We start from the raw sequence: 26768 nt of genomic DNA, 5'->3' as shown, positions 1-26768 counted from the left end.
AGGCGTCAAACAAAGTGGCTCCAACCACTCGGTAAGAATCCAGATCACTGGATGAACATAGTAAACACCTGTAAAGCTTAATGAAGCCTTAACGGCGCGGATGTTTTTTGACCGAACGCCGCCATACTGTGCCGTAACAGCACAGCATCTCCTACGTCAGGCTAGCTCAGGCTGTCCTCCAGACGGCGGGCAAGGCGATGAAGGCAAACAACAGCATGGCCGCGTAGAAGCCCATCGAGGAGGCCGCCACCAGCGGTTCGATCGCGGCATTGCCGGCAAGCAGGAAATAGAGGCCGATCAGCAGGCCGATACCGCTGATTGCGGTCAGCCAGAAATGAACGGTAGCGAGCGTCTTCTGCCCGATTGCCGGAAACAAATGGTAGAAGAAGGCGAAGACCGCCGACATCAGCCATCCGGCCACCATCGTGTGGGCGTGGGTCGGCATCTGTCCGTGATCCTGGCTGATCGCCATGTACAGGCCGAGCGCCATGCCGCACAGCGAATAGATGATGGCCAGCGTGAAGAAATTCCGTGCTATCCCTTGCATAATGGTCCCCCGAATTGCCTTTTCCCGTTTGCGGGAATGGGTTGATCGTCAGGCGATTGTTGTCGCCACCGGGCTCCCGGCACTGGCGCACTAGCATCGGCAGCGTATCCGGACGATGTCGCGCCAACCCCTCCCGACATCCGTATATTAGCAGAAAATCAGATAGTGCATTCACAATCTCGGCGACTTCGTACGTTGAGGGAAGGCTGAAACAGAGCCGGATTTTTCGCGACATCGTTCCGAAACAGGCGCCACGCTAAACGCCCGCTCCTCTGACGGCCGGCGCAAATCAGCGCTGCCGCAAACCTGACCGGACACTGCAGGAGCAACCCATGGACTGGTACTCGATCGTCAAATTCCTCCACGTCACTACCGCCATTCTGTGGGTCGGTGGCGGCTTCGTGCTGTTCCTGCTGGGCATGCTTGCCGAGCGGGCGGGCAACATAGAGGAAAAACTGCAGGCAATGCGCGCCAGCGGTCAGCTGGGCGGCAGGTTCTTTGCGCCGATGTCGATGCTGACGCTGATTTTCGGCCTCATCATGTGCTGGTTCTGGGTCGGCTTCTCCGACCTATGGATCCTCATCGGCCTGGCCGGCTACGCCACGACCTTTTCGATCGGCATGTTCATCTTCAAGCCGACCGGCGAGCGCATGGGCGCAATGATCGCCAAGGAGGGCGTCACACCAGAGGTTCTTGCCATCGGCCAGCGTATGATGAGCGCGGCGCGCTTCGACTATGCGGTGATGCTGGTCATCATTGCCGACATGGTGCTCAAGCCGACCGTGCATGACATCGGTATCCTCGCCGGCATGGTGCTGGTCGTCTTGATCGGCGCCACACTGGCCTTTGGCGGCAACCATCGCCTGGTTCCGAGCGCTGCCTGACCCCTGATGACGGGCGGCGGCGCAGCCGCCTATCTACATAAGACCTGCGATGCCATCCCACAGCAGCTTCAGCGCCACGACCGCGACGGTTGCGTAGGTGAAGGGATAGAAGGTTTCCGGCCGCATCCGGCGCACCAGCCAGGCCCCGGCAATGGTCGACAGCGGCGCGAGCGGCATCAGCACCGCCGATGCCGTCAGATTGGCGGTGTCGAACTGGCCGAGCGCGAAATAAGGCACAAGCTTCAGCGCATTGGTGGCGGCAAAGAAGATCGCGGCGGTGCCCGACAGAACCTTCGGATCGAGCCGGATCGGCAAGGCATAGACCTGGAAGGGCGGCCCGCCGACATGGGCGACGAAGCTGGTGAAACCCGCGACCGTGCCCCAGACGGCGGCGGCGACACGGTTGGGCTTGGCCGCGTGGTTGGCGCCATGGCGAAACTGCAGATAGAGCCAGCGCAGGACGAAAATGATGGCGACGGCGCCGACGATCAGCCGCACCGCTTCTTCGGTGACCAGTGCCGCCGTCAGCCAGCCAAGGCCGATGCCGATGACGGCGCCCGGCATCATGTCGATCAGCATCTTGCGGTCATAGACCCCCCACCATGTCCACACCGAGACGATGTCCATCAAGCACAGGATCGGCAACAGGATGGCGGCTGCCTGCACCGGTGGCATGGTCAGCGCCATCAGCGGCACGCCGACGAAACCGACGGCGCCGCCGAAGCCGCCCTTGGACAGGCCGACCAGAATGACCGCCGGAAGGGCAGCCGCGTAGAACCACGGATCGAGAAGCAGGCCGGACATGGGAGGGGGACTGGTCTGGAGGGAAAGCGTATCGACGCTTGAATAGCCCAGAATCCCGAGCGGGGCGACAACAAATATCGGCAGGGCCGCCCCATCCCTTGGCTGTCGGCGCCTTTGCCTATCGGCGGGCCGAGACCAGCAGGAACATCGGCCGCTCTAGCTCCTCAGCCAGTTCGGGTTTGGCCGCAATCTGTGCGTCGGTCGGGCGGAATTCCTCGACATGGTCGATGGTGAAGCCGGACCGGATCAGAGCGTTGAGCGTGGTGCCGATCGTGCGGTGATGTTTCACCACACCCTTGGCCAGCCAGTCCGTCCGGCGCGGTCCTTCAACCAGGTACTGGTCGACAGGCCATGTCTTGCGGCCCTCGGCATCGATTGCCCAGCCGGGATTGGTCGGCGCCATGAAAATCGGATGCTCGGTCGAGAAGACGAAATGCCCGCCGGGCGCCAGCGCCTGATGCACGGTCCTGAACAGACGCATCACGTCCTCGACATAGTGCAAGGCGAGCGAACTGTAGACGAAATCGAAGCTGGCTTGCCGCAGGCTGAGCTGATCGAGGTCGGCCGTCTCATAGGTGATGCCGGCGTCCGGGCCGGCCGCTCTCGCCCGGGCAAGCATCTTTTCCGACAGGTCCAGGCCAAGCACATGCACCGCCCCGTGCTCGTGCGCCCAGCGGCAGAACCAGCCGAATCCGCAGCCGAGATCGGCGACTCTCGAGCCGCTGACATCAGGCAGCATCGCGCGCAGCGCCGGCCACTCGGCGGCGCCATCCAGACCTTCGACGTACGGCCGAGCTGGCTGTAGCCTGCGAAGAAATCCTCCCGGTCGTATATATTCTGCGCCATGACGGTCTCGATTCGTTTGGCCGGCACCCTAACCAACCGGCCCGGCTTTCCACCCGGCTTCGATCGGCCCTCTGAAAACATGGCCGAGCCCAGCCTGGCTCAGGAAGCCTGCAAGGCCTTTACCCTGTCACGAGGCGCGGTTGCATCGAGCGGCGGCGGCCGCCGCCGGATCGGCTGCGCCTTGATGATGGCGGTGCTGGTCTCGGCCTTGTCGGCGATGCGGTCGAGAATCCCGTCGAGATCACCGATCGAGCGCACGAACAGCCGGGCGACGAAACAGTCATCGCCCGTCACCTTGTCGCATTCGCCGAATTCGGGGATTTCCTCGATCAGCTTCTGGACGATGTGCAGCTTGCCCGGCAGAGGCCGGATGCGCACGATCGCCTGCAAGGTATAGCCGAGCGCCAGCGGATCGATCTCGACAGTGAACGCCCGGATGACGCCGCGCTCCTCGAGCCGTCGAAGCCGCTCCGAAACGCTTGGCGACGACAGCCCGACCTGGCTGGCCAGCTCCTTCAGCGAGGTCCGCGCATCCTTGACCAGGATTTCAAGGAGATTTCGGTCGAGATCATCAAGCATTTTACATTTCTCGCTGATTTGGAACCACCGCCTAATATAATTAGGTAACTTATTCATACATCCTTTCTGATCGGATGGAAAGCCGCGTTTCCGCATGAGATTATGACGGTTCAACTGATACGGAGGTTTGTTGTGAACGATACAGTGCGTGGCACGGTCGAAATGTCCGCCGCAATGGCGATCCTGGGAACGATCGGATGGTTCGTCGTCCTGTCCGGCCAGCCGATCATGGATGTGGTGTTCTGGCGCTGCGCGTTCGGCGCGCTGACGCTGCTCATCATCGGCACCGCCCTGGGGCTGCTGCGCAACCGACTGTCGTTGCGCATCATCGGCATCGCCGCGCTCGGTGGCGTCGCCATCGTCGTCAACTGGCTTTTGCTGTTCAGCGCCTTCTCCCGCGCGTCGATCTCGATCGCCACCGCCGTCTACAACACGCAGCCCTTCATGCTGGTCGGCTTCGGCGCGCTCTTCTTCGCCGAGCGGCTGACCTTGACCAAGCTGACCTGGCTGGCCATCGCCTTCGCCGGCATGGTGCTGATCGTTGAGGCCGCTCCCGACGCCGGTGATGTCGGGACGGATTACTTTACCGGCATCGTCATGGCATTAGGCGCGGCTTTCTTCTGGGCCGTCGCCGCTATCGTCACCAAGAAGCTCAAGGGCACGCCGCCGCACCTGATCGCGCTGATCCAGGTCTGCGTCGGCGTGGTCATGCTGGCGCCGTTCGCCAATTTTTCCCAGCTTCCGGCCGATGCGTGGAGCTGGACCATGCTGGCGACGCTCGGCATCGTCCACACCGGCCTCATGTACATATTGATGTACGGCGCCATCCAGAAGCTGCCGACGCATCTGCAGGGGTCGCTGTCCTTCATCTACCCCGTCGTCGCCATCCTGGTCGATGTCGTCGCGTTCGGCCATCGGCTGCATCTGAGCCAGATCGTCGGCGCCACCGCCATCCTGATCGCCGCCGCCGGCATGAATCTCGGCTGGACGCTGTGGAAGGGCAAACCGCCCATCGCAAGCCCGCACCCGATCAAGTAAAGCGGTCCGCCGGCGTCTGGCGGGCCAACATCGCGATCCCGGCTGCCCGCCTGTTCAAAGCGGGCACTTTGCTCTATGCCGCAATCCAACCATCTTCGCCCGGCATAGGCGAAACGCGGGACCCGAAGAACCATGAATGACGCAACGCCCCCCAACCGCTGTCGCATTGTGCTGATCGCGCCGCCCGGCGTGCCGGCGGCCCGAATCGCCGCGGCATTCGAAGGCGGCGACGTCGCTTCGCTGATCCTGCCCGAGAACGGCATGGATGAGGCCTCCTTCCAGGCTTTCGCCGAACAGATCGTGCCGGCAGCGCAAGCCGCCGGTGCGGCCGTTATTATCGCCGGCGACACCCGCATAGCCGGCCGCGTCCAGGCCGACGGCATCCATGTCGAGGTCTCCAAGGCCGAGCTGGCCGAGACGATCGAACACTTCCAGGCAAAGATGATGGTCGGCACCGGCGGCGCCAAGACGCGTGACGACGCGCTCGAGCTTGGCGAGACACGGCCCGACTACATCTTCTTCGGCCGCTTCGGCTACGACAACAAGCCCGAACCACACCCGCGCAACCTGTCGCTCGGCAGATGGTGGGCGGATATGATCCAAATCCCGTGCATCGTCATGGCCGGATCCGACATCGCCTCGGTCGAAGCCGTGGGCGCCACCGGTGCCGAATTCGTGGCGCTGTCGAGCGCCGTGTTCGCCGACGGCACCGATCCTAGGACAGCGGTCGCCAGCGCCAACGCGCTGCTCGACGAAACCGCGCCACGCTTCGAGGACTGACGTGCCCTCGGCGAGGCTTCCCCTCCAGGCCCTGCTTGCGATGCTGATGGTCCAGGCAGCGGCCGCGGAGACCATCCCGCTGCCGCAGCCCAAGCCGGAAATCGGCGTGCACACCGACAAGCCGATCGACAAGCCGCTGCTGCAGCCCGCCACCACGGCAGAACCGGCGCCGCTGCCGTCGGCCGACACGGTCAATCCCGACCGCTTCGGTGCAAAACCCGCCGACGCGGCCTATGGCGCTTTCCAGCGCGGTCTCTACAAGACAGCTTACAATCTGGCATTGGTCCGGGCGCAAAACGGCGATCCGGCGGCGCAGACCTTGGTGGCCGAGATCCTGTCGCGGGGGCTCGGTGTACCGGTCAATTCGGCGCAGGCGGCGAAATGGTACGCGCTGGCCGCCGAACAGGGTGTGCCGGAATCGCAGTTCCAGTATGCGCTGATGCTGCTCGACGGCCGCTATGTCAAAAAGGATGGAAAAGAAGCCTATGCCCTGATGCAGGCCGCCGCCGAAGCCGGCAACCGGCTGGCGCAATTCAATTTCGCGCAGATGCTGGTCCAGCAGGACCCCGGCGATGCCGGCATGGCCAAGGCGGTCTCCTACTATGAGCGCGCCGCCGCGACCGGCCTCGCGGACGCGCAATATGCGATGTCGCAGATCTACGCCAATGGCGTCGGCGGCAAGCCACGCGACGACGCCCAGGCAAGGCGCCTACTGGCGCAGGCAGCCAGGCAGAACTACGACACCGCGCAGATCGATCTCGCCGCCTGGATGATCGAAGGCCGCGGCGGTGCGCGCGACCTGAAATCCGCCTTCGGCTGGATGAAGCAGGCGGCGGAAGGCGGCAATGTCGCCGCCCAGAACCGCTTGGCCAAGCTCTACATGCAAGGCATCGGCACCGATCCGGACCTTGTGCTTGCCGGCGCCTGGTACGTCGTCGCCCGTCGTGCCGGCCTCATCGACCCCCAGATGGACGACTTCCTGCAGGGGCTGGACGACGACCAGACCAAGCAGGCGCTGCAGAAGGCCAACCGGCTGCCTTGACGGCGGTTCTCGCGGTCATTGCAAGTGTAACCTCGGCTCCCCTCGCCTGGCACCGACCTGCCCGCTCCCTTGCCTCTTCTGGCGATTTGTGGTCTTGGGAGCCCGAAATCGCTTTCCCAGCGAACATCCCATACCAACGGCGTGGCCGTTGGCATCATTCCGGATCATCTCATCATGGCCAAGATCAATGGCAACGAAATCCGTCCCGGCTATGTCATCGAGCATGATGGCGGCCTTTGGGTGGCGGTCAGGACCAACACCGTCAAGCCCGGCAAGGGCGGCGCCTACAATCAGGTCGAACTGAAGAACCTCATCAACGGCACCAAGCTCAACGAGCGCTTCCGCTCGGCCGAGACCGTCGAACAGATCCGGCTCGACCTGAAGGATTTTTCCTTCCTCTACGCGCAGGAAGACGCACTGGTGTTCATGGACACCCAGAGCTACGAGCAGCTCGAATTGAACAAGGACTTCGTCGGCGATCGCGCCGCCTTCCTGCAGGACGGCATGATGGTGACGGTCCAGCTTTACGAAGAGCGGCCGATCGGCATTTCGCTGCCCGACTATGTGACGCTGACCATCACCGAGGCCGACCCGGTGGTGAAGGGCCAGACGGCGGCATCGTCCTACAAGCCGGCGATCCTGGAGAACGGCATCCGCGTCCTGGTGCCGCCCTTCATCGGCGCCGGCGAGCGCATCATCGTCGACACCAACGAAATCACTTACGTGCGCCGCGCCGACTGACGCATGTCGCCCAAAAGTGGCCTCGGTTCTGGGTCACCGACATGCATCGAGGCGGAGTTTAAAGCGCAGCACCGGGAAAAAGCACTATGGCACGCTCAGCCCTTCTCAACGTCATGGTCCAGGCCGCAATGAAGGCCGGCCGCTCGCTGTCGCGCGACTTCGGCGAGGTGCAGAACCTGCAGGTCTCGATGAAAGGCCCCGGCGACTATGTCAGCCAGGCCGACCGCAAGGCAGAGGACATCGTCTTTGCCGAACTGTCCAAGGCTCGGCCCGGCTATTCCTTCCTGATGGAAGAGCGCGGCGTGGTCGAAGGCGACGACGGCCAGCATCGCTGGATCGTCGACCCGCTCGACGGCACCACCAATTTCCTGCACGGCATTCCGCTCTTTGCCGTTTCGATCGCGCTGGAGCGCCAGGGCCAGATCGTCGCCGGCGTCATCTACAATCCGGCGATGGACGAACTCTACACCTGCGAACGCGGCGGCGGCGCCTTCATGAACGACCGCCGCTTGCGCGTCGCTGGCCGCATCAAGCTGGTCGACACCGTGATCGGCTGCGGCATGCCGCATCTCGGCCGCGGCCACCACGGCAATTTCCTGGTCGAACTGCGCAACGTCATGGCCGAGGTTTCCGGCGTCCGCCGCCTCGGCTCCGCCTCGCTCGATCTCGCCTATGTCGCCGCCGGCCGCATGGATGGCTTCTGGGAAACCGGCCTGTCGGCCTGGGACATCGCCGCCGGGCTGCTTTTGATCCGCGAGGCAGGCGGCTTCGTCTCCGACATGGACGGCGGCCAGGACATGCTCGACAACGGTTCGGTCGTCGCCGGCAACGAGGTCATCCAGCGCGCTTTGCTGAAGGTCGTCAAGAAGCCGCTCTCCTCCCGCTGACAGGCACGCCGCGCTGATGCGCCGCAGTCGCAAAACCGCAACGAAAGCTTGAAATACTGCCCGGCATGCGCCCAAATTGGAGGGCGCGGTGCAGGAACCCGGCTTAGTGAGAGACAACGAACCCTACCCCGATATCCCGTTCATCGGACGCTGGCACTATTCGCGTGCCGAGATGATCGCAGACGGTATCGTCCACGCGGTCGGCATCGTGCTGGCGATATCGGCCGGTTCGGCACTGCTGGCGCTGGCGGCGTTTCGTGTCGGACCGGGCGAATATATCGCCGCCGCCTTCTACGTGGTTTCGCTGCTCACCGTGCTCTCGGTGTCGATGACCTACAATCTGTGGCCGGTGTCGTCTCCGGCAAAATGGGTGTTGCGGCGTTTCGACCACGCCGCGATCTATCTGCTGATCGCCGCGACCTATACGCCTTTTCTGGCGCAGCTCGAAGGCTCGCCGCTGGCGCGCTGGATGATCGTGCTGGTCTGGACCGCGGCAGTGCTGGGCATTGCCATCAAGGTGTTCTTTCCCGGCCGTTTCGACCGGCTGGCGATCGGCTTCTATCTTGCCATCGGCTGGAGCGGCATCATCCTGGTCAAGCCGCTTGTCCAGACGCTGCCGACGACATCGATAGCGCTGATCGTCGCCGGCGGCATTGTCTATTCCTGCGGCGTCATCTTCTTCGCCTGGAAGGGGCTGCGCTTCCACAACGCGCTGTGGCACGGTTTCGTCATCACCGGCGCCGGCCTGCATCTGGCCGCCATGGTCGACTGTCTGGTCATCAATCGCCTCTGACACTATCGACGCGGCAATATTGCCAAGCGCCATTCAATTTAGTCACAATTCCGTTTAGAGTCGCGGTTTACGTGATCGGCGGCGGCATCGGAAACGGGGCACGGATGGCTTTTCTCAGATCCTTCGGCATGGGCAGACGTTCTGATGTCCTGATCTACGACCCGCATAAACTATCGAGCCCGCAGGTCTTTTTGCTGACCATGGTGATCTTCCTGGTCATCGTCGCCTTCATCGCCGCCATTCTGACCCGACAAATCTCGACCGCCTTTGGCAGCAATCCCGGCCTCAATGGCCTGATCGTCGGCGTGCTGGTGGTCGGCATCCTTTTGGCCTTCGCCCAGGTCGGACGACTGTTTCGCGAAGTGCGCTGGGTCAACTCCTTCCGTGCCGGCTCGGAGACGACCGAACCGGTGCTGCTGGCGCCGATGAAGGCGATGATCGGCCGTTCCTCGGCGATGGCCTTCTCGACCAGTTCGATGCGCACCATGCTCGATTCCATCGCCACCCGCCTCGACGAAAGCCGCGACACCTCGCGCTATCTCGTCGGCCTGCTGGTGTTCCTCGGCCTGCTCGGCACCTTCTGGGGCCTGTTGAACACCATCGGCTCGATCCGCGAGACCATCGAATCGCTCGATCCCGGCACCGGTGACGCCGCCGCGGTGCTCGATTCCCTGAAGCAGGGGCTTTCCGCGCCGCTGGCCGGCATGGGCACGGCCTTCTCGTCCTCGCTGTTCGGCCTCTCCGGCTCGCTGGTGCTCGGCTTCCTCGACCTACAGGCCGGCCGCGCCCAGACGCGCTTCTACACCGAACTGGAAAACTGGCTTTCCTCGGTGACCGACCTGTCGTCGGACATCGTCGTCGCCGACCCAGCCAAGACCGAATCCTCCGACGAGATCCGGGTGCTGTCGGAACGGCTGCGCAGCATGCAGGAGAATGGCGGCGGCTCCAACCCGCGCGTCGCCACCGCCATGGCCAATCTCGCCGACGGCATTTCCGGCCTGGTCAAGAACATGCGCTCGGAACAGCAGATCATGCGCGACTGGGTCGAGGCCCAGTCCGACGAGCAGAAGGCGATGCGCAACACGCTGGAAAAGATCGCCGATGCCCTGAAGAAGCCCGGAGTGCACTGAAGTGGCACTCGCCAGGGGCCGGCGCACCGATCGCCGCATCGACTACTGGCCGGGCTTCGTCGACGCGCTGTCGACGCTGCTGCTGGCCATCATGTTCCTGCTCACGGTCTTCGTGCTGGCGCAGTTCCTGCTGGGACGCGAAATCTCCGGCAAGGATACGGCACTCTCGCGCCTCAACTCCCAGATCAACGAACTGACGCAGCTGCTGGCGCTGGAGCGCTCGACGGCGCAGGACAAGGATGACTCGCTGGCCAATCTGCAGGCATCGCTGTCGGCGGCGGAAGCGGAAAGGAGCCGGCTCCAGCAATTGCTGGCGCAAGGTGCGGGCGCCGGCGACGCCGCCAACCAGCGCGCCGCGGCGCTCGGCGGCGAACTCGACAGCCAGCGCCAGATCAGCCAGCAGGCACTGAGCCAGGTCGAGATCCTCAACCAGCAGATCGCGGCACTGCGCAAGCAGATCGGCGCGCTCGAGGATGCGCTCAACGTCTCCGAAATCCGCGACCGCGATTCAAACACCAAGATCGCCGACCTCGGCCGTCGCCTCAACGTCGCACTGGCGCAGCGCGTGCAGGAATTGAACCGCTACCGCTCCGACTTCTTCGGCCGCTTGCGCGAAATCCTCGCCGACCGCGAGAACATCCGCATCGTCGGCGACCGCTTCGTCTTCCAGTCGGAAGTGCTGTTCCCGACCGGCTCCGAGGTGATCAACGATGCCGGCAAGGTCGAGATGAAGAAGCTCGCCGACGCCATCATCGAGTTGCAGAAGGAAATCCCGCCCGAGATCAACTGGGTGCTGCGCGTCGACGGCCACACCGACAACAAGCCGCTCTCCGGCGCCGGCCGCTACCGTGACAATTGGGAACTGTCGACGGCCCGTTCGACCTCGGTGGTGAAATTCCTGATCGAAAACGGCGTGCCTGCCAACCGGCTCGTCGCCGCCGGTTTCGGTGAGTTCCAGCCGCTCGATCCCGCCGACACCGAAGAGGCGCGCAACAAGAACCGCCGTATTGAACTGAAGCTCACCGAACGTTGATCCATCATCACGCGAACTCACGCGAACTTGTTCGTCGGCTCAACTCTAGGGCGCATATCGAGGCCGGCAAGGCCTGAAAAGATTATCTTTTTTTAATTACACATTGTCGCGGGGCGGTCCTAGCTTGCCGCCTGGGCCGAGAACCGCCGGCGATGAATCCCCGCTCATCGCGACGCGACGGAACCGGACGGCCCAAGGCCGGAAGGCGGGCGGACAACCGCCGCTTTCCTCTACAAGAGGAGACGCGTGATGCGCTCTTTCAAGACCTCGCTTAGAACTGCGACACTCACGGCGTTCCTCATCGCCGTTCCGCTTGCCGGCGCCTATGCCGCGGGCCATCACAAAGGCGCTCTCGACGCGACCGATCCGACCGACATGACTGGCCCGCGTGTCGAGGCGCTCATCCAACAGGTGCAGGGCGTGCATCAGGGCATCGTGGACGCGAGACAGGCCAACAACATCACCCCAGCCGTGGCGGAACGCCTGGAAATGCGCACGGCCTACATCGGTCAAACGGCCGAGAAAGTCGCCGCGTCCTATCATGGCAGGATACCGGCCGCGCAATACCATGACCTGTTGCGTCGTCTCGACAATATCGACCAGCGGTTGATGGTCGATACCGGCAGTGGTTTTTTGATAGGCGACGGCGCCGACGGCGGCAATTACCCGAACGGCTAAACGGTCCAAGAGGACGGCTGAAACGGTCCAAGAGGAAGGGACCGCCTGACGCCTTCGGGGGGCTCCCGCGGGCGTCCTTTTTACCAGCCGAGCCACACCGCAATCAGGGCAACCGCCGCCGGCACGGTCTGGATGAACAGGATCTTGCGGCCAACCGTTGCCGCGCCATAGAGGCCGGCAATGGCCACGCACGACAGGAAGAACAATTTGACCTGAAAACCGGCCGCACCGAGGTAAAGCCCCCAGATCAGGCCGGCGGCGAGGAACCCGTTGTAGAGCCCCTGATTGGCGGCGAGCACCTTCGAGGCACTGGCGAATTCGGGCGTCAGATTGAATACCTTGTGCCCACGCGGCGTGTCCCACAACACCATCTCCAGATAGACGATGTAGGCATGGATCAAGGCCACCAGCCCGACCAGGATGTTGCCGATCATGTTGTTTCCCCCAATTGTTGCCGGCAGCATTTCACGCATGACCGCCCCCACGCAAGATGCGTCCGTTGCGCGGTGCCTGAGGGTTGCCAACGCATTTGCGTTGGTGTCTTTTCGCGCCGTCCCCAATCACGGAAGCCGCCATGTCCTTTCAGAAACTCGATGACCTCGGTCACAAGCTCGAAGCGCTCGAGCATGCGCTGGCCATCCTCGGTGCCGACGAAGCCACCCACATGGCCGTCGGCGGCGGCGAGAAGCGTGCCGAGGCGATGGCGGCACTGGCCGGCATGTATCACACCAGGGCAACAGCGCCGGAGATAGCGGACTGGATCGCCGCGGCCGAAGGCGAGGCGCTTGGTGAAGAGCAGCGGGCTGCTGTCGCGGAACTGCGGCGGCAATACACCAACCTGACCTGCCTGCCGGTCGAATTCGTCGAACGCCAGACGACCGCGCGCATGCGTTGCGAGCAGCTGTGGCGCGGCCTGCGCGCCAAGAACGACTGGGCGGGCTTCCAGCCGGCGCTGGAGGGCGTCGTGGCGCTGGTGCGCGAGGAAGCGGCGCTGCGTGCCGATGTGCTCGACCTAGCCCCCTATGACGCGCTGATGGAGCAATACGACCCCGGCAACCGCACCGCCGACATCACGCCAGTCTTCACCGACCTGAAGGCTTTCCTGAAAAGCTTCGTGCCGGAGGCGCTGGCGGTCCAGGACGCGCGGCTGCGCAAGCGCCCGCTGNATTCCTGAAGGGCTTCGTGCCGGAAGCCCTGGCCGCGCAGGAAGCGCGCCTGGCCAAGCATCCCGTGAAGCCGCTCTCCGGCAGCTATGCGATCGACCGGCAGCGCGAGCTTGGTCTCGCCATGATGGCTTCGGTCGGCTTCGACCTCACCCACGGTTCTCTGTCCGTATCGCACCATCCCTTCTGCGGCGGCGTGCCGAGCGACGTGCGCATTACCACCCGCTACAAGACGTCCGACTTCCTGTCGGCGCTGATGGGCGTGCTGCACGAGACCGGCCATGCGCTCTACGAACAGAACCTGCCCAAGGCATGGTCGCACTGGCCGCTCGGCAAAGCGCGCGGCATGGCCGTGCATGAAAGCCAGAGCCTGTTCGTCGAGAAGCAGTTAGGCCGCAACCCGGCCTTCTGGCGCTGGGCCCTGCCGGTGGTCGAAAAGCATCTCGGCGAAGCCTGGTCGCTCGACGATATCCTGCCGCATGTGCATCGCGTCGAGCGCGGCCTGATCCGTGTCGATGCCGACGAGGTGACCTACCCCCTGCATGTCATCCTGCGCTACGAACTGGAGCAGGAGCTCGTCGCGGGCCGGCTGGAGGTCGCCGACCTGCCCGAAGCCTGGGACGCCAAGATGCGCGATTACCTCGGTCTTTCCACCATCGACAATCCGGCCGACGGACCGATGCAGGACGTGCATTGGCCAGGGGCCGCCTTCGGCTATTTCCCCTCCTATACGCTGGGCGCGATGATGGCGGCGCAGCAATGGGCGGCGCTGACGCGGGATCATCCTGCCGCCGATGACGATCTCGCCAAAGGCAATTTCGAGGCGATCAACGAGTGGCGCCGCAAAAAAATCTGGTCGCAGGGATCACGCTGGTCGACGCCGGATCTGCTCGAACGCGCCACCGGCGAAAAGCTCAACGCCACCTATTTCGTGAACCATCTGAAGCAGCGCTACGGAACCGCGTAGAGCGGCACATCAGGAACGTAGTTGGTTCTGCCTACTCCGCCGCGCCCCTGAAAGCACTGGCGCCGGTTTCGAACTGCAGCTTGGCCAGCCGCGCATAGATGCCGCCCTTGGCGACAAGGCTTTGATGCGTGCCTTCCTCGACGATCGAGCCGCCATCCATGACCAGGATCCTGTCGGCCTTCAGCACCGTTGCCAAGCGGTGGGCGATGACGATCGTGGTGCGGCCCTGCATCAGCCGTTCCAGCGCCGTCTGCACCAGCGTCTCGCTTTCGGCGTCGAGGGCGGAGGTGGCCTCGTCGAGCAGCAGGATCGGGGCGTCACGCAGGATGGCGCGGGCGATCGCAACCCGCTGGCGCTGGCCGCCTGACAGCGTCACGCCGCGCTCACCGACCTGGCTGTCATAGCCTTTTTCCAGCTTGAGGATGAATTCATCGGCAAGTGCATCCTTCGCCGCCGTCTCGATTTCGGCCTTGCTGGCTCCCGGCCGGCCGAAACCGATATTGTCACGCGCGCTTGCCGCGAAAATGGTGACGTCCTGCGGCACGATTGCGATGCGCTGGCGGACCGAAACGGGATCGGCCTCGCGCACGTCGACACCGTCGATCAGGATCTTGCCTGTTTCGGGATCGTAGAAGCGCAGGATCAGTGAAAACACCGTGCTCTTGCCGGCCCCTGACGGCCCGACGATCGCCACCGTCTCGCCCGGCATGACCTGAAAGCTCAAGCCGTGCACGGCGGCGCGGTCGGGCCTTGCCGGGTAGGAGAAGGAGACATTGTCGAAGGCGATCGCGCCCTTGGCGACGGCCGGCAGCGGCTTCGGATCGGCGGGAGCCTGGATCGCCGGCTTCTCGGCCAGGATCTCGGTCAGCCGTTCGGCGGCACCCGCCGCTTGCGCAAGCTCGCCCCAGACTTCCGACAACGCGCCCAGCGCGCCGGCGGCGAACACCGAATAGAGCAGGAACTGACCGAGCGTACCCGGCGATATCGAGCCTTCGAGCACGTCGCGCGAGCCGAACCACAGCACCGCCACGACGGACGAGAAGATGGTGAAAATGGCGAAGAAGGTAAGGAAGGAGCGCGCGAAGATCGAGGAGCGTGCCGCCTCGAAAGCAGCTTCCACCGCGGCCGAGAAATGCCCGGTGACCAGCTTTTCATTGGTGAAGGCCTGCAGCGTGCGCACCGCGCCGATCTGTTCGCTGGCATAGGCGGTGGCATCGGCAAGCGTATCTTGCGCCTGGCGTGATTTGCGCCGCACCGAACGGCCGAAAGCGACCAGCGGCAGCACGATGACAGGAATGGCTGATATGACGAGGCCTGATAGTTTCGGACTGGTGATGACCATCATCCCCACCGCGCCAAGACCGAGGATTACGTTGCGCAGCGCCACCGAGGCCGTCGCTCCGACCGCCGACTTGACCTGCGTCGTGTCGGCGGCAAGCCGCGACACGATCTCGCCCGACTGGGCGGTGTCGAAGAAGGCAGGCGACAGCGTCGTCACATGGGCAAACACATCGCGCCGGATATCGGCGACGACGCGCTCGCCCAGCGTGATGACGAAATAGTAGCGGCCGGCCGATGCTGCCGCCAACACGGCGGCCATCGCCACCAGAGCGGCGAAATATTCGGCGATGAAGGTGGTGCTGGCCGACGAGAAGCCATGATCGATCATGCGTCGCACCGCCAGCGGCAGCGCCAGCGTGGTTGCCGCCGCGATGACCAGCGAGATAATGGCGCCGACGACCAGTGTGCGATAGTGCGTGATGTACGGGAACAGGCGCCGGAGCGGCTTGAGCGAACGCCGGCGCTCGTCTGCGCTGGTGATTTGCGCCATCCCGATGTTTCCTCCAGCCGCCCTTGGGGTCTACGCCTCAATATGCGCTTGCCGCGGCCTTGTGATTCAATTCCGGCTGATGTATAGGCTCGCCGACCGTTTTAGAAGCCGTGGCTCCTCAATAGCTGCGGCTTCGAGTTTTAAAAAGAGGCGCATCGACGCAGGCTTATGCCCGTCGGCAGCGCCGGCAAGCCAGGAACCGAGCCATGAAGAGCGCTATTCATCCCGACTACCACACCATCAAGGTCGTCATGACCGATGGCACCGAATACACGACCCGTTCGACCTGGGGCAAGGAAGGCGATACGATGAACCTCGATATCGACCCGACCACCCACCCGGCCTGGACCGGCGGCCAGCAGACCCTGCTCGACCGCGGCGGCCGCCTGTCGAAGTTCAAGAAGCGTTTCGAAGGTTTCGGCATCTAAGCTCAACGAGCTTTCACGGAACAAAAAACCCGCCTCCGTGGCGGGTTTTTTGTTGCGGCGCGGCGCTACTCGGCCAGCAATTCCCTTAGCGCCATGCGCTTGTAGGCGGCGACCAGCCTGTCGCCCTCCTGGCGCTCAACCGAGATCGCCAGCCGCATGGCGGCCTCGCCCATCTGCCAGACCAGAAACGCCGTGGTTTCCAGTGTCGCCGGATCGACCGCCGGCCGCAGCCGTTTCAGCACCGCGGTGAGGAATTCGGCGTTGGCGCGGCTGTCGGCGAGTTCGAGTTGGCGCAGCGCCTTGTCGGCCTGCGTGCCCGACCAGATGTCGCGCATCACCGGCTCGGCCAGGAACAGCCGGTAATAGATGTCGACTAACTCTGAAAACGCGGACTGCAGGCCTTCGGCGTCGCTGACGCCGGCGAGTGCCGCCGAGATGCAGGCTTGGCTTTCGGCGGTGTAGCGCTCGGCCAGCGCCCAGACGATCGCCCGCTTGTCGGGAAAGAACTGGTAGAGCGAGCCGATCGACACACCGGCCCGTTCCGCCACTTCTCCCATGCGCATGGCATCGCTGCCTTGCTCGGCGATCAGCGCCGAGGCAGCGGCCAGCATGCGCTCGACCCGCTCGCGGCTACGCTGCTGGCTCGGCGCCCGGCGCGGTGAAGCAACCTGCTCCTGTGCGGAAACGGGGGCTGCCGTGTCTTCCAATGACTGACTCCAAATGCAATCAAAATCGCTTGACTCGCAAAATACGAGGGTTTATCACGTTTTGCAAATGTGAGGATTGTTCATATTTTGACGCAAAGGAAAACACAACGGGCATATGGAGCAAATGACATGATCGCGAAACTTCTTCCCACCCTCATCTTCATTGCCGCACTCGGCTCAGGCGTCGTCGGCGGCGTCTTCTTTGCTTTCTCCAGCTTCGTCATGCCGGGCCTCGCCCGCATGCCAGCCACAAGCGGCATTGCCGCGATGAATTCGATCAATGTCACAGCTGTGACCCCGCTGTTCATGACAGCGCTGTTCGGCACGGCGCTCGTCTGCGTCCTTGTCGCCATCGGTGCGGTGATTGGCTGGAGCCAGCCGGGTTCGCTCTGGCTGATTGCCGGCAGCCTGCTCTATCTCATCGGCATCGTGGTGGTCACGATGATCTTCAACGTCCCGCTCAACGATGCGCTCGCCGCCGTCGATCTGGCCAGCAGCAATGGCGCAGGCCTGTGGCCACGCTACCTCCATGAATGGGTGATGTGGAACCATGTCCGCACCATCAGCGGCATAGCCGCGCTGGCATCCTTCTGGTTCGCCACGCGTTGACGACGATGGATGGAGCGACCGATGAAGGATCAATACGCAAATATGGCCTTCGGCATGGCCATCGGAGTTGGTGTCGGTGCCGCGATCGGCACCGCTCTGGATGACCTTCCGATGGGCGTCGCCGTGGGTATTGCGATTGGCGCCGCCTTCGGAGCGTGGCGACGCAAGTGACGGCAGCGCCGGCGGCCTCTACGCCTTTGTCTTCCGGTCGGAATGGCCGAGATCGCGGTCCGGGTCGATGACATCACGGACGAGTTGCTTCAGTTTGGCCGCGTCTGGAAAACCGCCGTCGCGCTTGCGATCCCAGACAAGCACATCATTGCAGGAAATGGTGAAGATGCCGCCGGTGCCGGGCACCAGCGTCACCTCGCCCAGATCGGTGCCGAAGGTCGACAGCAGTTCCTGCGCCATCCAGCCGGCACGCAGCAGCCACTGGCACTGCGTGCAGTAGGTGATGACGACGCAATGCTTCCCTGACGCGTTCATTGGTCCGCCTCCAGAACGCGCACGGTCGTGCCTGCAACTCGGTCATGTATTGGCTCGTTGCCGAGTGCGACGGTCAGCGCGATCCAACATGGCCAGAGAAAAGCTAGGGCAGACGCCGTAAAGGCGATTACGATTTCCAGTCGGGAATAGTTCAGCACGGGCGCCGGAACGGTTTTCCAGGTCTGGAAAGCAAAGAAAGCTCCGACCAGCGTGGCGGGCAGATAGCCCAGGAATTTTACCACCTGCCGACAAACAGTTTTTTGCAAAGCGAGGCCTTCCCTATGCCAATTCAGCTCGTCATGGACGAAGAGGGCCAAGACCCCTTTGCCAAGCGACCGGCTGAAGGCCCCCTCCATCACAAGAAGATAGGTCGCCAGGACCAGCACCTGGAGGAAGCCTAGATCCAGTGCCGCAGTTCGAAAATTTCCGTTTGAATCTAGGTCTATCGAAAGGGTCGATACTGCCTTCGATTGAGCGTCCGTGCTCGTACCGGCTGCCCATCTGGCCACCGGAAAACCGAAGAAGGATGTTGCACAAACCTGCCAATCGTAGCGGGAAAGTATAGGATCGTCTGTTCCTTTCAGACTGGCGGACTGGCAGGTTTTCCAGTTCAGCCAGAAGCTGCCCTTCACTCCGCCGTTGGTCATCAGAAACAAGGCCGCAACCAGTGCATAAAGAGCGACGAAGATGACAAGGTAGTCGATAAGCGAAGCGAAAAGCCGTCGCCAAAGGCCGCCTGGACGAGGCCAGGTCACTGCAAGTTCAACGCCTTCGTCAGTCATCTTCCCTCTCGCCGACAACTGACTGCGCTACACCTTTGGCGGAAGTCTCAAGCAGCGAGGCCATGCTACCCGCCTGTAGCGCCGTTGGCCACCACCTTGCAGTCTCATGCCGCGCTGAGCTTGGCCATGGTCTCGTCGTCGACTTCGAAGTTGGCGTAGACGCTCTGCACGTCGTCGTCGTCCTCAAGCGTGGCGACCAGCTTCATCAGCGACTGTGCCCGCTCCTCGTCGACCGGAACGTTGTTTTGCGGCCGCCAGATCGGCTTCACCGATTCAGCCTCGCCGAGCGCGCCTTCCAGCGCCTTCGACACTTCGCCCATGTTCTCGAAGCCGCAATAGATGGTGTGGCCTTCCTCGTCGGACTCGACATCGTCGGCACCGGCTTCGATCGCCGCATCCATGATCTTGTCGGCGCTGCCGGCCGATGCCGGATAATAGATCTCGCCGGCACGATCCCACATGAAGGAAACCGAGCCCGTTTCGCCCATCGCGCCGCCGGCCTTGGTGAAGGCGGCGCGCACATTGGACGCCGAACGGTTGCGGTTGTCGGTCAGCGCCTCGACAATGACGGCGACGCCGCCCGGGCCATAGCCCTCATAGCGCACGGCTTCGTAGTTCTCGGCATCGCCCATCGAGGCCTTGTTGACGGCGCGTTGGATGTTGTCCTTCGGCATCGACACCGCCTTGGCGTTCTGGATCGCCAGCCGCAAGCGCGGGTTCATCGACGGATCGGGCGTCCCGCTTTTGGCGGCGACGGTGATTTCGCGCGCCAGCTTGGAAAACATTTTAGACCGCACCGCATCCTGGCGGCCCTTGCGGTGCATGATGTTCTTGAACTGTGAATGGCCAGCCATGGTGTCGTCTTCTCGGCTAGAGCATCCCGAAGCGAAGTGATCTCACCTCGTCTTGCGCAATGCCCGAATTCAAAATTTCAGAGCGTCCCAGGTGCACCCCGTGGAAGCACGGCGTTCTCTGTCGGAATGGCCGGCTTATAGATAAATCGGCACAATTCGTCCAGCCGCACCGTGCACAGGACGCGCGACATGGGCTGCTGCAAGCGTTCACGCCTCCAGATCGGATTTCAGCCGCTCGATGATGCTGAGGGCATGCCCGGCATACTGGCTGATCCAGCGGTCGTGGATCTGCTTGATCGGCAGCGCGTTGAGATGGTTCCAGCGCTCGCGGCCGTCGCGCCGCGCAACGATCAGGTCGGCCTCCTCCAGCACCTTGAGATGCAGCATGACGGTGCAGCGATCTATATCGGGAAAGGCCTCGCACAGCATGCCGGTCGTCTTCGGCGCGTCCTTCAGCTGGTCCAGTATTTCACGCCGGCGCGGGTGCGCCAGCGCCTTGAAAACATTGTCGTCTTGCGATCGGCTTGACATGTTATGTTTATATAACATATTGTCGAACCGATCAAGGGAAGGAGTTGTGGATATGTCACTTGGATTCAGTGTTTCCGGACGCATCGGCAAACCGGTCGCCGACGTATTCGACGCGGTCGTCAATCCGAAGAAACTGAGCGGCTATTTCACCATGATCGGCGGCGCCAGTGCGCCTCTGGTGGCAGGCGCCGGCGTTGTCTGGTGGGGTAAGGTGCCGGTCGAGGTCGACGAAGTGGTCAAGGACCGCCGCATCGTGCTGCGCTGGGATGCCACCGACGCCGACGGCAAACCCGCCTACAAGACCCGCATCGAGATGAATTTCGAGCCGCTGGACGATGGCGGCACCTTCGTCACCATCGCCGAGAGCGGTTGGCAGGAAGGCGCGGTCGGCCTGAAGAAGTCCTACCTCAATTGCGAGGGCTGGTCGCAGATGCTGGCCTGCATGAAGGCCTATGTCGAGTACGGCATCAATTTGCGCGACGGCTACTACCGCAGCGAGATGAAGGGCGAACCCGCCAACGAGACCAATATCTGAGCGGCCCCCATATCTGAGCGCCAGGGAGCAAGACGGAGGTCAACGATGAAGAAAGTAACGCCATTCCTGATGTTCGAGGGCAAGGCCGAAGAGGCAATGACCCTCTATTGCGAGACCATTCCCGGCAGCAGCGTCCTTGACGTCACACGCTACGGCCCCGGCGAAGACGGCCCGGACGGCACGGTCAAGCTTGCGCGCGTGTCGATCGCCGGCCTGGAAGTCATGATCTTCAATACCCCCGTCAACCACGCTTTCACCTTCACGCCGTCGGTCTCGCTGTATGTGGACTGTTCCGCCGAGGACGAACTGGACCGGATTGTCGAGACACTGGCCAAGGACGGTGGATTTCTGATGCCGCCCGACAATTACGGCTTCAGCTTCCGTTTCGCATGGCTCAACGACAGGTTCGGGGTCTCCTGGCAGGTCAATCTCGCATAACCAGCCTGGGCAAGGGCGACCAACAACAGCTGAACACGACAAGGGAGCCAGCAATGACCGCGACAATCACCGGCGGCATCAACATCGCCATGAAGGTGCCGCCGCACCAGTATGAGGCGACGATCGCCTTCTACCGCGACGTCGTCGGCCTGAAGCCCTTTACAGACAAGGCACCGGCCATCGGCTTCGAGCTTGGCCCCAACCGCCTGTGGATCGATAAGGCGCCGATGATGAGCCACGCCGAAGTGTGGCTGGAGCTGTTCACCAAGGATTTCCCCATGGCTGCGGATCATTTAGCCAAGGCTGGCGTTGTGCGTTGCGATGCCATCGAGCCACTGGGCGAGGGCTTCCGCGGCGGCTGGATCACCAACCCCGCCAACATCATCCACATGCTGCGCGAACCGGACGCCTGGTGAACGCCAAGCCTCGAAAGGAGCATCCGATGGACATCCGCGAAAAGCCAACCGCCGCGGCCGGCATGCTGATCCGGCGGCCTGTCGCCGATGTATTCGAGGCCATCGTCGATCCGGCCACAACCACGAAATTCTGGTTCACCCATGGCAGCGGCCGGCTGGACAGCGGCAAGCAAGTCCTCTGGGAGTGGCGCATGTACGGTGTCTCGACGACCATCGACGTCAGCGAGATCGTCGCGAATGAAAAGATCGTCATGCAATGGAGCGATCCGCCAACCACCGTGGTCTGGAGCTTCACCGAAATGCCAGGCGGTACGACCTTTCTCGAGGTTCGCAACTTCGGCTTTGCCGGCAATGGCGACGAGCAGGTAAAAGAAGCCATCGACTCAACCGGCGGCTTCACGCTCGTGCTGGCCGGCGCCAAGGTCTGGCTTGAGCAGGGCCTGACGCTCGGCCTGATCGGCGACCGCCACCCGAAGGGCGTGCCGGCTAACTAAATCGGATCAACCTCGCCGCTTTTCCTGTTCGGTCACATGATGGCGAAGTACGCGATTGATTTCGGTTTGATAGCCACCGCCTCCGACATGTTCCTTAAACCAGGATAGCACATCGGCATCGAGCCTAATGGTGACCGGCTGCTTGAGTGGTCGGTAAAGATGTCCACGGCGAGCATGAATCCAGTTCTCGGCCGGAGCTTCTGGAATGTCCGAGGTATCAATCTCGCTGTCGGGCAAATCGGCCAGCTTGGCAAGTTGATTGCGCAGATCCTGGCTAAGGTCCTTCCTGTTCATAGCGCTTCCTTTCATGCGTTGTCGCTTTCCGAGCACCAACGATCCGAACCCGTTCTTCATCTTCGCGACCGGGGTAGGTATGCACAACCAGCAATACCGCGACAGCCTCAATCATCCCGATCGCGTGCCATCGTTGCTCACCATCTTCAAACCGGTCAGGCACGATGAGATGGAGCGGATCATCGAACACCTTTCGTGCAAGATCAAAGGCGATGCCGTGCTTGGCAAGATTGCGCCTCGCTTTTTCAGGATCCCATTCAAACTGCAAAGTAGCACCATCGACTACAGTATTGTATGTACAAATCCGTAAAAGTCAATCCAAACGCGGCATGCGCCCAAGCCCAAGCTCAGTGCCCGCCACCCGATTTCGCCTTCCTACGTCGCCGCGCCAGCATGTTGAGTCCCTCGACCAATGCCGAAAAGCCCATCGCCGCATAGATGTAGCCCTTGGGCACATGGTAGCCCATGCCGTCTGCGATCAGTGTCATGCCGATCATCAGAAGGAAGCCCAGCGCCAGCATGACAATGCTCGGGTTCTTGGCGATGAAGTTGGCCAGCGGCCCGGCCGCCAGCATCATCACGCTCACCGCCACGATCACGGCGATGTACATGATGGCGATCTCGTCGGTCATGCCGACGGCGGTGATGATCGAATCGATCGAGAAGACCAGGTCGAGCAGCAGGATCTGGAAGATCGCGCCGGCAAGGCTGATCTGCAGCGTCTCGCCCATCATCGTATCCTTGTGGTCGTCGGGATCGACCGTGTGATGGATCTCCTTGGTCGCCTTCCAGACCAGGAACAGGCCGCCGGCAATCAGGATCAGGTCGCGCCAGGAAAAACCGTGGCCGAAGGCCGTGAACACCGGCGTGGTCAGCTGGACGATGATCGAAATGGTGGCCAGCAGCACCAGCCGCATGATCAGCGCCGCCGAGATGCCGAGCCGGCGGGCACGGGCCCGTTGTGCTTCCGGCAGCTTGTTGGTCAGGATCGAGATGAAGATCAGGTTGTCGATGCCGAGCACGACCTCGAGCACAATCAGCGTCAGCAGCGCGACCCAGGCGGTCGGGTCGGACACGAATTGGAAATGCGGCGCCAGGAATTCGATGAGCTGCATGGAGGTCGTCCCCTCTTTTAACGATCTAGAGCAGTGTCGCCGGCAGTTAGGTACTAAGCGTGCCTATATCAATGTCAGGACCAGAAGGACGGTGCGGTTTCTTCCAGCCGTGGCCCGCGACGAAACGGCGCGATCCGCTCGGTCAGCCCTGTGCGGTCGGAAATATCGACGCCAACGCCGCACAAGGTCGCCGGTCCGGTCGCCGCCTCGAAGCGGCCTTTCGGCACCTTCGACAGGAACCGGTTGAGCGGCTCCTCCTTGTCCATGCCGAGCGAGGAATCGTAGTCCCCGCACATGCCGGCGTCGGACATATAACCGGTGCCGCCGTTGAGGACCTGGTGATCGCCGGTCGGCTGGTGGGTGTGGGTGCCGACGACGAGGCTGGCGCGGCCGTCGACGAAATGCGCGAAGCACATCTTTTCCGAGGTCGCCTCGGCGTGGAAGTCGATAATCACGGCATCCGCCTGCTCGCCGAGCGGACAGGCGGCAAGCTCGCGTTCGCCGGCCTGGAACGGATCGTCGAGCTCGGGATGCATGAACACCCGGCCCATGATGTTGGCGACCAGCACGCGCGCGCCGCTCCTGGCGATATAGACACCGGAGCCGCGCCCGGGCGTGCCCTTGGGAAAGTTGGAGGGACGCAGGAAGCGCTCTTCGCGCGGCGCGAAGGCGAGCGCGTCGCGTTGGTCCCAGACATGGTTGCCGGTGGTGACGACATCAGCACCAGCGGCGATCGTCTCGCGAAAGATATCTTCGGTGATGCCGAAGCCGCCCGCGGCGTTCTCGCCATTGACGATGACGAAATCGAGTTTGAAGTCGGAGATCAGGCCGGGCAGTTGTTCCCACACCGCCGTCCGTCCTGTCTTTCCAACCATGTCACCGAGGAAGAGAAGTCTCATATGATCCCGCACCGAAGGTCAGCGAAAGCTGCATGACGCCAGTGAAGATCATGCGTCCCTTGTACTTATCTACAATTTTGGCGCGAAGCGGCGCAACCCGCTCTCGGTCAGTATTTCCGGAATGACGACGTCATGTTCCTCATCCGGCACCATTGCCACCTCCTGGCAGTCGAAGGCGATGCCGACCAGCCGCGGCGGCTGTCCCTTGTCGATCAGCTTGGCGATGGCGCGGTCGTAATAGCCGGCACCATAGCCGATGCGATGGCCGCGCGCATCGAAAGCGGCGAGCGGCACCAGCATCACAGAGGGGTCGAGCACCTCGGCTTCCTCGTGAGGGCCGACCGTGCCGAAACCCATCTCGACCATCGGCGCGCCGCGCACCAGTTCGCGAAAGACGATGGTGGTCTTGTCGAGAATGGCCGGCAGGCAAAGCCGCGCGCCCTTTTCACGCAAGGCAAACATCAACGGCCGAACGTCGACTTCGGAACGCATCGGCCAGAAGCCGGAAACGATCTGGCCCGGCTCGACGTGGAGGAGATCGCGTGCCGTCTCGGCCATTTCAAGCGCGACCTCCACCCGCCAGAATTCATCGAGCGCATCGCGGCGTCCGAGGGCCTCACGGCGAAGCTGCTTTTTCAGGTCTTTGAGAGAGGTCATTCAGCCAGGCTAGAAAAGGTCAGATCTGGATGGAGTTTTGGGAGCGACGTTTTCCACCGCAATCATCCACCGAAATGCGGGACGCGTGGCAATAAGTGACGATCCACACAACCGGTGGAGAGAGCGATCCCGGGAACCTACAAAGTAGGTGGGCGCCGTGTGAGAAAACCCACGGGTCTTCCCAGGGACAGCTCCCTAAGGATCGTTAAGGCCCCGGGGAAAATGTTCTCCTGCCGGGAAGCACAGACCGTCCCGCCCAATATAGGCTGCCGGCCGGCTAAGCGCCAGTGAGACGGGCATATGTTTCCATCAGGGTTCAAGCCCATTCGTCGCGGCCGGCGCACCCTTGCACAGGGTGAGCCGCGTCCTTACGGTTGCCATGATCAACCGAGGAGCAAGAATGCGTTTCGAAGGCACGGCGGCCTATGTCGCCGACAAGGATCTGATGGTGGCCGTCAACGCGGCGATCGCGCTGGAGCGGCCCTTGCTGGTCAAGGGCGAGCCAGGCACCGGCAAGACGGAGCTGGCCCGCCAGGTGGCGTCAGCACTTGGCCTCGACCTCATCGAATGGCACGTCAAGTCGACCACCAGGGCGCAGCAGGGCCTTTACGAATATGACGCCGTCTCGCGCCTGCGCGACAGCCAGCTTGGTGACGAGCGCTTCAACGACATCAGGAACTACATCAAGCGCGGCAAGCTCTGGGAGGCGTTCGCCGCCGGCAGGAAGGTCGTGCTTTTGATCGACGAGATCGACAAGGCCGACATCGAATTCCCCAACGACCTCCTGCAGGAACTCGATCGGATGGAGTTCTTCGTCTACGAGACCGGCGAAACCATCCGCGCCGCCGTCAGGCCGATCGTCATCATCACCTCCAACAACGAGAAGGAGTTGCCGGACGCGTTCCTGCGCCGCTGCTTCTTCCACTACATCCGCTTTCCCGACGTCGATACGCTGCACAGAATCGTCGATGTCCACTATCCCGGCATCAAGCAGAACCTGGTGCGCGCGGCGCTGACCCAGTTCTACGAAATCCGCGACGTGCCCGGCTTGAAGAAGAAGCCGTCGACCTCCGAAGCGCTCGACTGGATAAGGCTGCTGGTCGCCGACGATATCGCGCCGGAAGATCTGCGCGCCGATCCGAAGAACGCCCTGCCCAAGTTGCATGGCGCATTGCTGAAGAACGAGCAGGACGTGCATTTGTTCGAGCGGCTGGCGTTCATGGCACGAAGGCAGCAATAGGTCAGCAGCAGCGCTTTCCCTTCTGTGGACCGTTGCCCGCAGCCGAACAGGCAGGCAGCCTCGGCCAAACCTTCAGAGGAGATGACATGTCTGAGATTATCGTCCGCCCGCTCGCGCAGTCCGACCGCGCCGATTGGCGGCGGCTGTGGACCGACTACCTCACCTTCTATGAGACGAAGCTGCCGGAAGAGGTCTACGCCATCACCTGGAAGCGGCTGTTCACCGAGGGTGAGTTCGAGCCGAAAGGCTTCATCGCCACGCTGGACGGCAAGGCGGTAGGGCTCACCCACTATCTCTACCACCGCTCAGGCTGGTCGGAAAAAAACAACTGCTATCTGCAGGACCTGTTCGCCGACCCTGACATGCGCGGCAAGGGCATAGGCGCGGCGCTAATCGAGGCAGTAAGACAAGAAGCCGCGAAAATCGGCGTCAAGAACGTTTACTGGATGACGCACGAAACCAACACCACCGCGCGCAAACTCTACGACCATGTCGCGCGCCGCACCGGCTTCATCGAGTATGATCTGCTGTAGATAGACA

General features: G+C 62.6%; 34 protein-coding genes, 1 other RNA gene and 2 pseudogenes. 20 read left to right on the top strand and 17 right to left on the bottom strand.

The window, feature by feature from the left end; all coding sequences use genetic code 11:
• Positions 1–166 precede the first annotated feature (166 nt).
• The gene (locus X735_RS148355; protein ID WP_023811843.1) at positions 167–547 is read right to left on the bottom strand and encodes a hypothetical protein; all 381 of its coding nucleotides are present in this window, start codon (positions 545–547) and stop codon (positions 167–169) included.
• A 332-nt stretch (positions 548–879) separates the two neighbouring features.
• Between X735_RS148355 and X735_RS148360 the strand changes: the two genes are divergently transcribed.
• Positions 880–1431 carry a DUF2269 family protein gene (locus X735_RS148360; RefSeq protein ID WP_023811842.1) on the top strand — a complete coding sequence of 184 codons (552 nt, stop codon included), beginning with the start codon at positions 880–882 and terminating at the stop codon, positions 1429–1431.
• Between the two features lie 33 nt (positions 1432–1464).
• On the opposite strand, the gene X735_RS148365 is transcribed toward X735_RS148360, so the two are convergent.
• The 3 genes and pseudogenes from X735_RS148365 to X735_RS148370 all read right to left on the bottom strand — a co-directional run bounded on the left by X735_RS148365 (position 1465) and on the right by X735_RS148370 (position 3660).
• On the bottom strand, positions 1465–2235 hold the full coding sequence (locus X735_RS148365; RefSeq protein ID WP_023811841.1) for a sulfite exporter TauE/SafE family protein: 771 nt from the start codon (positions 2233–2235) through the stop codon (positions 1465–1467).
• A 118-nt stretch (positions 2236–2353) separates the two neighbouring features.
• Positions 2354–3081 (bottom strand): annotated as a pseudogene (locus tag X735_RS01000000165950) (class I SAM-dependent methyltransferase).
• A gap of 99 nt (positions 3082–3180) precedes the next feature.
• Positions 3181–3660 carry an Lrp/AsnC family transcriptional regulator gene (locus X735_RS148370; RefSeq protein ID WP_023811840.1) on the bottom strand — a complete coding sequence of 160 codons (480 nt, stop codon included), beginning with the start codon at positions 3658–3660 and terminating at the stop codon, positions 3181–3183.
• A 132-nt stretch (positions 3661–3792) separates the two neighbouring features.
• Here X735_RS148370 and X735_RS148375 point away from each other — a divergent pair, with 132 nt between their 5' ends.
• The 9 genes from X735_RS148375 to X735_RS148415 all read left to right on the top strand — a co-directional run bounded on the left by X735_RS148375 (position 3793) and on the right by X735_RS148415 (position 11782).
• The gene (locus X735_RS148375) at positions 3793–4698 is read left to right on the top strand and encodes a DMT family transporter (protein ID WP_023811839.1); all 906 of its coding nucleotides are present in this window, start codon (positions 3793–3795) and stop codon (positions 4696–4698) included.
• A gap of 132 nt (positions 4699–4830) precedes the next feature.
• Entirely contained in the window at positions 4831–5478 is a 648-nt protein-coding gene (locus X735_RS148380) for a thiamine phosphate synthase (RefSeq protein WP_023811838.1), read from the top strand.
• A gap of 1 nt (position 5479) precedes the next feature.
• Positions 5480–6520 (top strand): tetratricopeptide repeat protein, encoded by a 1041-nt coding sequence (locus X735_RS148385; RefSeq protein ID WP_023811837.1) that lies wholly within the window; start codon positions 5480–5482, stop codon positions 6518–6520.
• A 174-nt stretch (positions 6521–6694) separates the two neighbouring features.
• Positions 6695–7261: an elongation factor P gene (gene efp / locus X735_RS148390; RefSeq protein WP_013529127.1), complete on the top strand. Its 567-nt coding sequence runs from the start codon at positions 6695–6697 to the stop codon at positions 7259–7261.
• An 86-nt stretch (positions 7262–7347) separates the two neighbouring features.
• Positions 7348–8148, top strand: coding sequence for an inositol monophosphatase family protein (locus tag X735_RS148395; RefSeq protein ID WP_023811836.1), 801 nt, complete (start codon positions 7348–7350; stop codon positions 8146–8148).
• 106 nt (positions 8149–8254) lie between these two features.
• The gene (locus X735_RS148400; protein WP_031213453.1) at positions 8255–8941 is read left to right on the top strand and encodes a hemolysin III family protein; all 687 of its coding nucleotides are present in this window, start codon (positions 8255–8257) and stop codon (positions 8939–8941) included.
• 104 nt (positions 8942–9045) lie between these two features.
• Positions 9046–10071: a MotA/TolQ/ExbB proton channel family protein gene (locus X735_RS148405; protein ID WP_013529124.1), complete on the top strand. Its 1026-nt coding sequence runs from the start codon at positions 9046–9048 to the stop codon at positions 10069–10071.
• A 1-nt stretch (position 10072) separates the two neighbouring features.
• Entirely contained in the window at positions 10073–11104 is a 1032-nt protein-coding gene (locus tag X735_RS148410; protein ID WP_023811834.1) for a peptidoglycan -binding protein, read from the top strand.
• A gap of 249 nt (positions 11105–11353) precedes the next feature.
• Positions 11354–11782: a hypothetical protein gene (locus X735_RS148415; RefSeq protein ID WP_023811833.1), complete on the top strand. Its 429-nt coding sequence runs from the start codon at positions 11354–11356 to the stop codon at positions 11780–11782.
• A gap of 80 nt (positions 11783–11862) precedes the next feature.
• Here X735_RS148415 and X735_RS148420 read toward each other — a convergent pair whose 3' ends face one another.
• Positions 11863–12216, bottom strand: a complete 354-nt coding sequence (locus X735_RS148420) for a DUF1304 domain-containing protein (protein WP_023811832.1) — start codon at positions 12214–12216, stop codon at positions 11863–11865.
• Positions 12217–12356: 140 nt separating this feature from the next.
• On the opposite strand from X735_RS148420, the pseudogene X735_RS01000000165945 reads away from it, so the two are divergent.
• Positions 12357–13912: pseudogene (locus X735_RS01000000165945) on the top strand (carboxypeptidase M32).
• A 31-nt stretch (positions 13913–13943) separates the two neighbouring features.
• Here the strand turns inward: X735_RS01000000165945 and X735_RS148425 are convergent.
• Positions 13944–15743 (bottom strand): ABC transporter transmembrane domain-containing protein, encoded by a 1800-nt coding sequence (locus X735_RS148425; RefSeq protein ID WP_023811831.1) that lies wholly within the window; start codon positions 15741–15743, stop codon positions 13944–13946.
• A 206-nt stretch (positions 15744–15949) separates the two neighbouring features.
• Here X735_RS148425 and rpmE point away from each other — a divergent pair, with 206 nt between their 5' ends.
• The gene (gene rpmE / locus X735_RS148430; protein WP_023811830.1) at positions 15950–16171 is read left to right on the top strand and encodes a 50S ribosomal protein L31; all 222 of its coding nucleotides are present in this window, start codon (positions 15950–15952) and stop codon (positions 16169–16171) included.
• Positions 16172–16236: 65 nt separating this feature from the next.
• On the opposite strand, the gene X735_RS148435 is transcribed toward rpmE, so the two are convergent.
• Positions 16237–16878: a TetR/AcrR family transcriptional regulator gene (locus X735_RS148435; protein ID WP_023811829.1), complete on the bottom strand. Its 642-nt coding sequence runs from the start codon at positions 16876–16878 to the stop codon at positions 16237–16239.
• 129 nt (positions 16879–17007) lie between these two features.
• Here X735_RS148435 and X735_RS148440 point away from each other — a divergent pair, with 129 nt between their 5' ends.
• Positions 17008–17487: an anthrone oxygenase family protein gene (locus tag X735_RS148440; protein WP_023811828.1), complete on the top strand. Its 480-nt coding sequence runs from the start codon at positions 17008–17010 to the stop codon at positions 17485–17487.
• A 21-nt stretch (positions 17488–17508) separates the two neighbouring features.
• A complete protein-coding gene (locus X735_RS1000000167625; RefSeq protein ID WP_023811827.1) occupies positions 17509–17658 on the top strand; it encodes a hypothetical protein in 150 nt (49 codons plus the stop codon).
• 18 nt (positions 17659–17676) lie between these two features.
• Here the strand turns inward: X735_RS1000000167625 and X735_RS148445 are convergent, their stop codons facing one another.
• The 4 genes from X735_RS148445 to X735_RS148460 all read right to left on the bottom strand — a co-directional run bounded on the left by X735_RS148445 (position 17677) and on the right by X735_RS148460 (position 20140).
• On the bottom strand, positions 17677–17973 hold the full coding sequence (locus tag X735_RS148445) for a SelT/SelW/SelH family protein (protein WP_023811826.1): 297 nt from the start codon (positions 17971–17973) through the stop codon (positions 17677–17679).
• Entirely contained in the window at positions 17970–18755 is a 786-nt protein-coding gene (locus X735_RS148450; RefSeq protein WP_031213452.1) for an RDD family protein, read from the bottom strand. Before X735_RS148450 ends, X735_RS148445 begins: the two co-directional genes overlap by 4 nt.
• A 104-nt stretch (positions 18756–18859) precedes the next feature.
• Positions 18860–19609 (bottom strand): YebC/PmpR family DNA-binding transcriptional regulator, encoded by a 750-nt coding sequence (locus X735_RS148455; protein ID WP_023811824.1) that lies wholly within the window; start codon positions 19607–19609, stop codon positions 18860–18862.
• Between the two features lie 207 nt (positions 19610–19816).
• The gene (locus X735_RS148460) at positions 19817–20140 is read right to left on the bottom strand and encodes a helix-turn-helix domain-containing protein (RefSeq protein WP_023811823.1); all 324 of its coding nucleotides are present in this window, start codon (positions 20138–20140) and stop codon (positions 19817–19819) included.
• 52 nt (positions 20141–20192) lie between these two features.
• On the opposite strand from X735_RS148460, the gene X735_RS148465 reads away from it, so the two are divergent.
• The 4 genes from X735_RS148465 to X735_RS148480 are packed head-to-tail and all read left to right on the top strand — an operon-like array spanning position 20193 to position 22023.
• On the top strand, positions 20193–20675 hold the full coding sequence (locus tag X735_RS148465) for an SRPBCC domain-containing protein (protein ID WP_023811822.1): 483 nt from the start codon (positions 20193–20195) through the stop codon (positions 20673–20675).
• 45 nt (positions 20676–20720) lie between these two features.
• The gene (locus tag X735_RS148470) at positions 20721–21113 is read left to right on the top strand and encodes a VOC family protein (RefSeq protein ID WP_023811821.1); all 393 of its coding nucleotides are present in this window, start codon (positions 20721–20723) and stop codon (positions 21111–21113) included.
• 53 nt (positions 21114–21166) lie between these two features.
• A complete protein-coding gene (locus X735_RS148475) occupies positions 21167–21529 on the top strand; it encodes a glyoxalase/bleomycin resistance/dioxygenase family protein (RefSeq protein WP_023811820.1) in 363 nt (120 codons plus the stop codon).
• A gap of 26 nt (positions 21530–21555) precedes the next feature.
• Positions 21556–22023 carry an SRPBCC family protein gene (locus tag X735_RS148480; RefSeq protein ID WP_023811819.1) on the top strand — a complete coding sequence of 156 codons (468 nt, stop codon included), beginning with the start codon at positions 21556–21558 and terminating at the stop codon, positions 22021–22023.
• Positions 22024–22029: 6 nt separating this feature from the next.
• On the opposite strand, the gene X735_RS148485 is transcribed toward X735_RS148480, so the two are convergent.
• The 6 genes from X735_RS148485 to ssrS form a co-directional block, all read right to left on the bottom strand.
• Positions 22030–22317 (bottom strand): BrnA antitoxin family protein, encoded by a 288-nt coding sequence (locus tag X735_RS148485; protein WP_023811818.1) that lies wholly within the window; start codon positions 22315–22317, stop codon positions 22030–22032.
• Complete coding sequence (locus X735_RS1000000167620; protein ID WP_081734874.1) at positions 22298–22585, bottom strand: BrnT family toxin; 288 nt, start codon at positions 22583–22585, stop codon at positions 22298–22300. The genes X735_RS148485 and X735_RS1000000167620 overlap by 20 nt, the downstream gene beginning before the upstream one ends.
• Positions 22586–22664: 79 nt before the next feature.
• On the bottom strand, positions 22665–23432 hold the full coding sequence (locus X735_RS148490) for a TerC family protein (RefSeq protein ID WP_031213449.1): 768 nt from the start codon (positions 23430–23432) through the stop codon (positions 22665–22667).
• A 74-nt stretch (positions 23433–23506) separates the two neighbouring features.
• Positions 23507–24331 carry a YmdB family metallophosphoesterase gene (locus X735_RS148495; protein WP_023811815.1) on the bottom strand — a complete coding sequence of 275 codons (825 nt, stop codon included), beginning with the start codon at positions 24329–24331 and terminating at the stop codon, positions 23507–23509.
• Positions 24332–24400: 69 nt separating this feature from the next.
• Positions 24401–24988 (bottom strand): 5-formyltetrahydrofolate cyclo-ligase, encoded by a 588-nt coding sequence (locus tag X735_RS148500; protein WP_023811814.1) that lies wholly within the window; start codon positions 24986–24988, stop codon positions 24401–24403.
• Between the two features lie 96 nt (positions 24989–25084).
• A non-coding RNA gene (gene ssrS / locus X735_RS1000000167615) (6S RNA) lies at positions 25085–25240 on the bottom strand.
• A gap of 148 nt (positions 25241–25388) precedes the next feature.
• Here ssrS and X735_RS148505 point away from each other — a divergent pair.
• Both X735_RS148505 and X735_RS148510 read left to right on the top strand, forming a co-directional pair.
• Positions 25389–26228: a MoxR family ATPase gene (locus X735_RS148505; RefSeq protein WP_023811813.1), complete on the top strand. Its 840-nt coding sequence runs from the start codon at positions 25389–25391 to the stop codon at positions 26226–26228.
• Positions 26229–26314: 86 nt separating this feature from the next.
• Complete coding sequence (locus tag X735_RS148510) at positions 26315–26761, top strand: GNAT family N-acetyltransferase (RefSeq protein WP_023811812.1); 447 nt, start codon at positions 26315–26317, stop codon at positions 26759–26761.
• Positions 26762–26768: the final 7 nt, after the last annotated feature.

This window comes from Mesorhizobium sp. L2C084A000, from assembly GCF_000502875.1.
GTDB lineage: Bacteria > Pseudomonadota > Alphaproteobacteria > Rhizobiales > Rhizobiaceae > Mesorhizobium.
This window is presented reverse-complemented; position numbering and strand designations above follow the sequence as displayed.